Genomic DNA, 10542 nt, shown 5'->3' on the forward strand with positions numbered 1-10542 from the left:
AACTGGAATCGAAAAAATTGGGCTATTGTAGGAATTGATTTGAAGAATATCGAATTTTAGGTTGCTTAGCCGAGTTTCATGAAGAAAAGTCTGCTCACCCGCCTGTTTGATCTGGAGGAAGGGGAAGAGGGTCGCGTAGTCCTTCTTCTTATTATGAGTTTTTTTATGGGGGCCTTTCTGGCCACCTTCTCCGTTGCCGCCCAAACCCTCTTCCTGAACAACCATAATGCAAAAACCGACCTGCCACCCGCCTTTGCCATTGCCGGCCTGTTTGGTATGGCCGCTACGATTACCTACAATTTTCTCCAGCGAAGGATTCCCTTTCAGTTGCTGGGTATACTCAGCCTTATAACCATAACCATTATTACAGCCACAATCGAATTTGCCGATCATTTTATTAATGACAAGGAAAGCATTTATTATTTCGGTTTTACACAACTGGCACCCTTTACCCTTATCGTATTGCTTGTTTTCTGGGGGGCATTTAACCGCATGTTTAATGTGCGGCAAACCAAGCGCCTCTTTGGTAATGTTGACCAGGGAGCCCTGATTGCTTCACTGATTTCATTCTTTGCCATTCCGGTAGTACTGCCCTTGCTGCCCGATATTGATTCGCTGTACACCATTAGCCTGGTGAGTATTGCCATTTTCACCATTCTGTTCTTCATCCTTTCTTCAAAATATGGTGGCGAAAACTGGTCGTTAAAAAAAGAGCAACAGGCCAATCAGAAGATAAGCATCATTGGCTTTTTCAAAAACAAGTACCTGGTATTCCTCTCGGTATTTATCGTGATTGGAATGGTAACCTTAAAATTTATCGATTACCTGTTTCTGAACGTATCAACACAACAATTCAAACCGGAAGAGCTTGCCAACTTCCTTTCCTTGTTTGAGGCCACAGTGGTTATCTTCAGCTTCCTTTTCCAGACGTTTGCAGCCGATCGGGTGATTGCCGATTACGGCCTCCGGGTCGCTATATTGGTTAACCCTATCCTCATCGCCATTTTTACTGTGGCTGCCCTGGTCATCGGTATCATTTTCGGGTATACACTGGAAAGCCCCTCCTTCACGATCTTTTTCGTGATGATTGCCATGAGCCAGTTGTTTATTCTTTCCGTAAAAGAATCGCTGGACGAACCCGCACTTAAACTCTACCAACTGCCCTTCGAAACCAATATTAAAATCGATATTCAAACCAAACTGGAAGGCACCGTGGCCGCTTTTGCCATGGTTATTGCCGGGGGCCTGATTGCCTTAATAAACCGGGTTGAGCTTTTCGATATTTTCTACATCACCCTGTTTACCCTGCCCGTAATCGGCATCTGGTATTTTGTAGGCAGCCGCATATACAACAGTTACAGGCAAACGCTTCAAACAACCCTCGTTAAAAATAAGACCAAGGTTGTTGGCCATGTTGAAAGGGAATACACCGTTGACAAAGTGCTGGAAAAAGAAGTAAATGGCACGGCCGAGGACAAAGTGATTTATGGCCTCCGGCTGATGGAGAAACTGGAACCTGCGTTGTTTGAAAATGCCATTATCCGGATGACGGGCAGCACCAATCCGCCTATTAAAGCATTTGCTGTTGAACGTGTTAAAGCACTGGGCATTGAAAAAGACCTGGAGAAAAATCCGGAGTTGCACGATCTGGCTCAAACCGCAAAGGGCTCTGCCGAAGACAGCGATGTGCTTTCCATTGCGCCCGACCGGCTGATGAAACTGAGCAAATCGGTAAAACCGGCCGACCGCATACTGGCCGTCAAACTATTGCGAAAACTTATCAGTCAACGCACCATTTTTGTCTTACTGGAATTATTGCGCGATGTTGATTACAATGTGCGCAACGAAGCCATCGTAACTGCGCGGAAGGTTAAACGGCCCGAAACATTTCCGGTACTCATTGACCTGCTTTCTTCCCCCTCCTATGGCCACCAGGCCGCATCGGCATTGATTGAAGCGGGAGAGGCAGCATTGGATTCACTGGAAACTGCTTTTCATAAATCCGGCCAGACTGACCTGGTGATGTTACGCATTGTGCAAATTATGGGGCGCATTGGAGGCGATAAGGCGTTGCAACTACTATGGAAAAAAGCCGATTACCCGGACAAGCGTATTGTGAAGCAAATTCTTTATTCGCTGCGATACATCAACTACCGGGCTACCGGCAGGCAGGCACGCGAAGTAATGGACCTGCTGGAAACCGAAATTGGGAAAACCCTTTGGAACCTGGCTGCTTTAAGCGAACTGCCCGACCAGGAAGAGTATATGTTATTGCGCGAAGCTGTGCGCGAGGAGATTCGGCTAAACTACGATCAGATTACCATCCTGCTCTCGATTCTGTACGACCCCGAAGCTGTACAACTGGTACGCGAAAACATCCAATCGGGCGACCCCAACGGTATTGCCTATGCCATTGAACTGATGGATTTGTTTGTTGACCAGGACCTGAAACCCAAACTCTTTCCGCTTTTCGATGACATCGCTATCGAAAAAAAACTTGAACAACTGCAGATTTACTTTCCGCGCGAAAGCTATAACCCCATCCAGGTTATCAACTACATCCTGAATCGCGATTTCAATCAAAACAACCGCTGGACGAAAGTGTGTGCCGTTTACACCTCAGCCTTTATTAAAGACTTTCGCATCAGCCGCGGGCTCATCGCCCAGATGTTCAACAAAGACAAGTTGCTTCAGGAAACCGCTGCCTGGGTTATTTATAACAAAGACCGGGCCGCCTACACCGTTATCAGCCAGCGCCTGCCCAACCGCGACAAAAAGTTTCTGGACTCGGCAATCGAAAACAACCAGTTGCTGGACGGCTTGAATGACGGCTTCTTCCTCGGCATTGAAATGGTGCTCTTTTTAAAACAGCTACCCGAATTTAAAAACATCAGCGGGGTGTTGCTGGCCGACCTGTTCGATAAAATTATTCCGCTTGACCTTACACCTGGCGAGAAAGTAAACTTTACCTCCGACCAGAACGCCCCTATTTTTATTGTTGCCCACGGTGCTGTAACACTCAAAGAAGGCGACCTGGTCCGATTGACACTGCAAACAGGCAGTGTGTATGGCGATATTTTCCGGCAGAACGGTGCCGGCATTCACCCTGATTCACTGGAAGCAACGGAACGTTCCGTGGTATTCAGAATAAACCTCGTTGACTTCTATTTTGTGATTGCCAACCACCATGAATTGGTGGAGCAACTGATTAAAAATGCAACTGAACAAAAAACTATAGCCTAACCGATAACCTTAACCAACATGAAGTTCGATATTGATGTACTCATCATCTTTGCCGATAGGGATAACGAAAAAAACAAAGATCAGGCCGGCTGGGTTACCCAGTTCAAAAAGTTCCTCGATCTGATGCTGTCGCAGGTGCTGGGCGAAAAACCAAACATTATGCTGAAGAGTGAGTTCGACAGCATGACCTCGCCTAAACTGGATAACGCAGCAACCCTTGTCAGCATACTGTCGCCAGATTTTATCCGTTCCGGTCAGTGCCTGGATAATCTTGAGACGTTCTATAAAACTACCGAAGCCTCGGGCAAAAACCGCAACCGGGTCTTTAAAGTTTTTAAAACACCCCTTTCGCTGCAGGAGCAACCACCCCGCCTGCGCGAATTAATCGGATATGAGATGTACCAACTCGATAATGAAACGGGTGAAGTACGCGAATACACCGATTACTTCAGCACCGATGCGGAGCGGCAATACTGGATGAAAATGGTTGACCTGGCCTATGACATTTACGATACCCTGGCCGAACTGAAGGGAGCCGAGAAAACCGAGGTTAAAAATATACACCGCAGAAAAACCATCTACTTAGCCGAAACCGGCCACGACTTATCGGTGCAGCGCAACATCATCAAGCGCGAACTACAGCGACACGGGTACATTGTACTTCCGAACAAAACCCTGCCCGATAACATCAATGAATTTGAGCGGATTGTACGAAGGGATGTTGACGAAGCCAGTTTATCCATACACCTCATCGGCAGTGCCTATGGTGAAATCCCGGAAGGAGCCGAACGCTCAATTATTGATTTACAAAACCGGTATGCTGCGGAGAAAAGCCATCGGGTAAGCAAAGATGAATTTACCCGACTCATCTGGATCTCACCCAACCTCGTCAATGCCAGCGAAAGACAGAAAGCATTCATCGAAAACATTAAGCGCGACACCGAGGCACAGGAGGGTGCCGAAATCCTGCAAACCCCGCTGGAAGATTTTAAGAATATTGTTCGCGAAGAACTGATGGATTCTCCGGAAAAGCGTTCGCTGGATGAAACCGGTGGTAAATCCGTTTACCTGGTACATGATAAAGTGGATGCAAACGAAGTAAAACCCATTATCGAAACAATCGAAAAATCAGGATATAAAGTTTTAACACCCGAGTTTAATGGTGAACTACTTGACCTGCGGCAAAAACACATTGAGAACTTACGCAACTTCGACAGCGCTATTATTTATAAAGGAAAGGTAAACGACCAGTGGGTGCGTATGAAAGTGCTGGACCTGCTGAAGGCGCCCGGCTTTGGCCGAAAGAAACCGATTAAAGGAAAGGCGGTAGTAACAACACCAGGCTCAAAACTCAATCTGGATGCATTTAAAAACCAAAACATCCGGTTGGTTGAATCGGACCCGAGAGACACACCCCAGTCAATTAAGTCATTATTGGATGAGTTTAATGGATGAACCTATGTGTCTTATGTCTAATCATCTCATATCTAAAATCATAAATGGGTTTTAAAATCTTACAAGTATGAACCCCTCCACCACACAAAAAACCGCCACCCTTAATCCCTTCCCGGGGTTGCGGCCATTCAAAATTGAAGAGAGTCATCTCTTTTTCGGCCGTGAAGGACAAAGCGATGAGGTCCTCTTGAAGTTATCGAAGAACCGCTTCGTGGGCGTTATCGGCCCTTCCGGAAGCGGTAAATCATCATTTATTTACTGCGGAGTGCTTCCCATATTATATGGTGGCTTCCTCACCGATGCCAGCCCTAATTGGGAAGTTGTGGTAACCCGTCCGGGGGCCGGGCCGATTGATAATTTGGCCGAGTCGCTGTTGAAGAATAATAAGGAGTATCTTGATGCCGATGCGGATGAGCGCAAAATCAAACGCACCATCTTCTCAACCCTGCTGCGAAGCAGTTCGCTGGGGCTGGTGGAGGCCGTGGAACAATCGCGCAGATCGGCCGATGTGAACTACCTGATTCTGGTTGACCAGTTTGAAGAATTGTTCCGCTTTAAAGACAGCACCGATCCGAATTCAGTAAATGAAACGCTGGCCTTTGTAAACCTGCTCATTGAAGCTATTAACTATCCGGACTCCCCAATTTATGTTGCTATCACTATGCGATCGGATTTCATTGGCGACTGTGCGCAATTTCCGGAACTTACCCGCAAAATCAACGACAGCCACTACCTGATACCCCAACTCACCCGTGAACAAAAACGCAGGGCTATTGAAGGCCCCGTTGCTGTAGGCGGTGCGCAGATAACCCCGCGACTGGTTCAGCAACTGCTTAATGATCTGGGCGATAACCCCGACCAGTTGCCCATTCTTCAGCACGCGCTGATGCGTACCTGGAGTTATTGGGCTAACTACCGCGATTATGAAGATGAGCCCGTTGACCTGAAACATTACGAGGCAATCGGCACCATGCGCGAAGCCTTGAGCATGCACGCCAATGAAGCCTTCGATGAACTGACCGAAGACCAGCAACGCATTTGCGAAGTACTGTTTAAAGCCATTACCGAAAAACGCGGTGAAAACTTCGGCATCCGCAGACCTACCCGGCTCAACGAAATAGCAGCCATTGCCGATTGCTCGGAAGATGAAGTTATTGAAGTGATCGAGAAGTTCCGGGAACCCGGCAGGTCCTTACTCACCCCGGCACACGGCTCGCCTATTACGTCCAAATCCATGATCGACATCTCGCACGAGAGTCTGATGCGGATTTGGGTGCGGTTGAAAAACTGGGTGGATGACGAAGCCGATGCCGTGCAGATGTACCTGCGCCTGGCCGAAGCCGCTTCCATGTACCAGGTGGGTAAATCAGGCCTGTGGCGCCCACCCGATTTGCAACTGGCGCTGAACTGGCAGGCCAAGCACAAGCCTACGTTAATCTGGGGGCAGCGCTACCACCCGGCCTTCGAGCGTACGATGGTGTTCCTCGAATACTCCAAAAAAGAATTCGAGACCGAGCAACGTATCCGCGAACTCGAGCAGAAACGCAAACTGCAGCGTGCCCGTATCACGGCCATCGTGTTCGGAACACTTACGGTAATCGCCTTAATGTTTCTGGTGTACGCCTTCATTCAGAAAACCGCAGCCGAGAAGAACTTCCAGGAAGCAGAAAAGCAGCGCCTCCGGGCTGAATTTCTTAAAAAGGAAGCCGAAACAGCACGTGACGATGCACGAGAACAACGCGACCTTGCATTAGCCGCACAAAAGGCCGAAGCCGAACAACGTGCTGCCGCTGAAGAAGCAAAAAAACAAGCTGAACAAAATGCGGAAGAAGCCCGCAGGCAGGAAGCCGAAGCAAAACGCCAGGAGGAGTTAGCCAGGCAAAACCAACGCAAAGCCGAAGAAAATGAATTGAAGGCTAACCTGAATGCCGAGGCCGCGCGCAGGGCCGAAGCCGATGCCCGGAACAAACGCTACGTGGCGCAGGCCAAAGCTATGGCCCTAAAATCGCAGGAACTGAACAATGACCTTTCCCTCGAGGCCGCACTTGCACAACAGGCCTACTATTTTAACAAGGATCATGGTGGCGAGGAGTACGACAACGATATTTACAATGGCCTGTTTTATGCCCTTCGCAACACCAATCACCCGCTTACGGAAAGTTTGAGAGGCCACGAGTATGGCGCTGCCCGCGCGCTGGTTACCCACCGCAGTGATGCGGATATTTACTCGGGCGGCAGCGATGGCAAAATCATCCGGTGGAATAATGAAAACGGTAAATGGGTAGGCACTGAACTGGTGAAAAAGCGCAGTGACTACCAGGTGTATGCTATGGACATTGACCCCGCTGAGACAAGGTTGGCTGCTGCCGGTTTAAACTTTGTAGATGATACCCGTAACTACATTGAATTGTACGACCTTAAGACCATGGGCAGTCCGAAAAAAATAACCGGGTTTTACAAAGCTGTTGAAAATGTGCAGTTTACTCCCGATGGCAAAGGGCTGTACGCCCGCGACAACGGGGGCCACAGCATCAAATACTCCGACTTTTCCACTACGCGTGAAGTAATTTCCCCGCCCGAAAAAATCAACTCCATTGAACTGAGTGCTGACGGCACAAAGCTGGCCGGTGTAGGCGACAAAGGCACTTTATATATATGGGATATTGCCAATAGTTATAAAGCCACTGAAATCAAACTCGGTAATTCACCCCTTACCGCATTAACCTGGCATCCTACCGATAACCTGCTGATTGTGGGTAATAACGCTGGCCTGTTACGCATTGTAAGGGCAGGCATTGTAGTGCGAACCCTCTCAGGGCACCGTGGTCCGATTGAACAAATCCGGTATAACCATACGGCCACATTCTTTGCTTCGGCCAGCAAAGACAAAACCGTACGCCTGTGGAATGTCAGCAAGCTTACCGTGCCACCCATTGAATTAAAAGATCACCTGGATTGGGTGTGGACGCTCACCTTCTCGCCCGATGACCAGCAGATTATGGTAGGCCTGCACAGCGCCCAGCAAACCATCCGGCAAGACCAGTTAAAAAACGAAGAAAGCATCCGGGCTTACCCCACTAAACTTGCTACCATGTCAAATATTTTGTGCGACTGGGCCATTAAACAAAATATGAGTGACGATGACTGGAACACGTATGTGGGGGCTGACCTGCCCAAGGAATTAACCTGCAAAAATCTTCCACCCAATAAAAACTGATAGTGCATGAATAGACTTTACCCGGTTATAGTTTTACTAAGTGTTGCCTTTCCTGCTCTTGCACAGGATTGCGTGCAAACCCTGCGGCTGGCACGCGCTACGTACGAACAAGGTCGCCTTCATGAAATAGAAGGACAGTTGGCTAAATGTTTAGAGCCGTCTGGTTTCGGAAAAGACCAAAAACAGGAACGTGTAGAGGCCTACAAACTCCTTTGCCTGAGTTACATCTACCTGGAAGAACCGGATAAGGCCGATGAGGCCATGCTCAACATGAAAAAGACAGACCCCTACTACGAGCCCAACGAAGCCGTTGACCCGGCCGAGTTTGTGGCCCTGTACAACACATTCAGAAAAGAACCTGTTTACCGGATTGGCGCAGCGCTTGGCGGAAATTTTTCGCAACCCAATATTTCAGAACTGGTTTACGTAACCGAGTTTACCGGTGACAGCAAGTATAAACGGTCGTTTGCTATTCAGTTTGGCGCAGTGGCCGATGTACCGCTTTCGCTGTTTGGCACCAAAAAGAAGTGGACACTGCACGGTGAACTCCTCTACCAGCAGCGAAAATTTCAAATCAACCAGCAGGAAAGCCGCGGTACTGAGCCGACTACAGGCGTTGAGTTGTTTAATCAGTTACAAGGTGTGGAAACCCAAAACCTGCTGACCCTGCCGGTTATACTACAATACCGCTTTATCAACAACGACAAATTCAACCCGTATGTCGGTCTTGGTATTTCGCCCGAACTGATGCTGAACCGGAAACTCACGGCCGAAAAACTGCGCGATGGCCAGCCCTCCGTACCTGAAAAAAGTGAAGACTTTCAATTCAACGCCATCAACCTGAATGCATTGGTCACAGCCGGGGTTAAATGGCCGTTGCGCCCCGGGGTAATTATACTGGAGTTACGCTATGCCCACGGCCTTACCAACATTACTACTGCCGAACATGCGTATGCCAACGAAGCGCTGGTGTTGGATTACGGCTTTGCCGACTCTATCTTCAAAATGTCATCGCTATCGCTCAGCGTGGGCTATGTGTATGAAGTGTTCATCCCTAAAAAACTGAAACATAAAAAATGAGAGTTTACGCAACCCTATTTGCACTTATTACGCTCACCACCTGCAATAACCTGGAAGACGCTGAACCTTCGGAGCGCGCAACGTTTATGAAGGTGTTCAACGGCATCCAGGGCATTGAGGCTGCGGCTGCCGAACTTACTCCGGACGGTTTTATTGTGGTAGGCAATATGACCATTGCCCGGGACTCGGTGGTTACCGTGGTGTTTAAAACCGACAAACGGGGAAACCGCATCGGCAATATGCACTATTACCAGGGCGGGTCGGGAAACGCCATTAAAGCCTTACCGAATGGCAACGGTTACCTGGTTGTTGGCGAGAAGATTAAAACAGACCCGAACGCCACACCAACCGACAACATTGATATCGTTTCGGCCCGCATGCTGCACATCAGTAACGATTTGGATAGCATCAAAACAATTTACCTGAACGATGGTACTGCCAATACCGTTAAAACAGATTACCGGGCGGTATCGCTTACCGTAACTCCGGCAGGAAAGGTGGTTGTTCTGGGTACCTACCAAACCTCAATTACGGCACCTGAACGGCCGTACCTACAACGATATAATGCCGACCTCTCAACCATAGAGTGGTACGAAGAATTTGCCTCCATCAACCGGAGTTACCGGAACGCCAAGTCCCTACACTTTATAAACGGCAACTACATTTGGGCAAGCGCAGTAGCGCAGGAACAACAAAATTTCGATTTTTCTTATGTTAGTGTACCCTTTGTACAGGAGGGCTCAGTATTTGTTAACTACAGTTTACTCGGAGAAACAACATCTCAATCGTTAAGACCAAATGATATCCAGCCAGCAAAGTCCGTAGCCTTCGGCTATGGCATTACCGGTACCAGGGCAAGCACGAATGGCTCAGGCGCTAATGTCTTCTTTGCGCGAACCGATGCGTCAGGTAATATTATTCCGGCCACGGTAAAGTTTTTTGACGCTATACTTTCGGAGCAAACAGGCGCCATCGGAGAAACAAATTCAGAAATACAGGATTATGGAACTGCTATTACCGGCACCAGCGATGGCACTTTTGTGATAGCCGGCCATTTTGTTACCAACCCGCAAAAAGGAAACGGTGCAAATGATTTGGTGCTGATTAAAACAGATATCAACGGCAACATGCGCTGGATGAAATCTCTGGGCGGCACAGGCAGCGAAACAGTAAGTACCATCTGCGAAACAGAAGACCAGGGTTTGCTGATTTGCGGAACAAACCTAGTGGGGAGCGTACCCTCCATTTTTTTGATTAAAACGGATAAAAACGGTGAACTGAAGAACTGATGAATATGAATACGTACAAGTATCTTTTTCTTAAATTATTATTTTTGTTATTAAGTATATCCTTTTCACCGGCATTCTCACAGGTTTCCGGTGGGTCATTCACAGCTACAACATGTGCCGATGGCGATGTTACGTGGACAAATCCGGGAACAATAAACACCATTTTAATTTTTGCAAAGGCAGGTTCGGCCATTACCGTTGGCACTCCAACGAGTAATGAATCTAGTTATACAGCAAGTACAACATTCGGCAGTGGGA

Annotated in this window: 5 protein-coding genes; all 5 read left to right on the top strand. The window is 48.1% G+C overall.

Annotated elements, in window-relative coordinates; translation table 11 throughout:
- The first annotated feature begins 78 nt into the window (after positions 1 to 78).
- The 5 genes from HRU69_14590 (at position 79) to HRU69_14610 (ending at position 10284) form a co-directional block, all read left to right on the top strand.
- On the top strand, positions 79 to 3243 hold the full coding sequence (locus HRU69_14590) for a HEAT repeat domain-containing protein (protein QOI98633.1): 3165 nt from the start codon (positions 79 to 81) through the stop codon (positions 3241 to 3243).
- Between the two features lie 18 nt (positions 3244 to 3261).
- Positions 3262 to 4698 carry a hypothetical protein gene (locus HRU69_14595; GenBank protein ID QOI98634.1) on the top strand — a complete coding sequence of 479 codons (1437 nt, stop codon included), beginning with the start codon at positions 3262 to 3264 and terminating at the stop codon, positions 4696 to 4698.
- A 67-nt stretch (positions 4699 to 4765) separates the two neighbouring features.
- The gene (locus HRU69_14600) at positions 4766 to 7915 is read left to right on the top strand and encodes a High-affnity carbon uptake protein Hat/HatR (protein QOI98635.1); all 3150 of its coding nucleotides are present in this window, start codon (positions 4766 to 4768) and stop codon (positions 7913 to 7915) included.
- A gap of 6 nt (positions 7916 to 7921) precedes the next feature.
- Positions 7922 to 8995: a PorT family protein gene (locus HRU69_14605; GenBank protein ID QOI98636.1), complete on the top strand. Its 1074-nt coding sequence runs from the start codon at positions 7922 to 7924 to the stop codon at positions 8993 to 8995.
- Complete coding sequence (locus HRU69_14610) at positions 8992 to 10284, top strand: hypothetical protein (protein ID QOI98637.1); 1293 nt, start codon at positions 8992 to 8994, stop codon at positions 10282 to 10284. The genes HRU69_14605 and HRU69_14610 overlap by 4 nt, the downstream gene beginning before the upstream one ends.
- Positions 10285 to 10542: the final 258 nt, after the last annotated feature.

It is taken from the genome of Flammeovirgaceae bacterium (assembly GCA_015180985.1).
In the GTDB taxonomy this organism is placed as follows: Bacteria; Bacteroidota; Bacteroidia; order Cytophagales; family Cyclobacteriaceae; genus UBA2336.

What these genes read in the sequence shown, in the direction of transcription:
- HRU69_14605 (QOI98636.1), top strand. Translation starts at nt 7,922, where the DNA reads ATGAATAGACTTTACCCGGTTATAGTTTTACTAAGTGTTGCCTTTCCT.
- HRU69_14600 (QOI98635.1), top strand. Translation starts at nt 4,766, where the DNA reads ATGAACCCCTCCACCACACAAAAAACCGCCACCCTTAATCCCTTCCCG.
- HRU69_14610 (QOI98637.1), top strand. Translation starts at nt 8,992, where the DNA reads ATGAGAGTTTACGCAACCCTATTTGCACTTATTACGCTCACCACCTGC.
- HRU69_14595 (QOI98634.1), top strand. Translation starts at nt 3,262, where the DNA reads ATGAAGTTCGATATTGATGTACTCATCATCTTTGCCGATAGGGATAAC.
- HRU69_14590 (QOI98633.1), top strand. Translation starts at nt 79, where the DNA reads ATGAAGAAAAGTCTGCTCACCCGCCTGTTTGATCTGGAGGAAGGGGAA.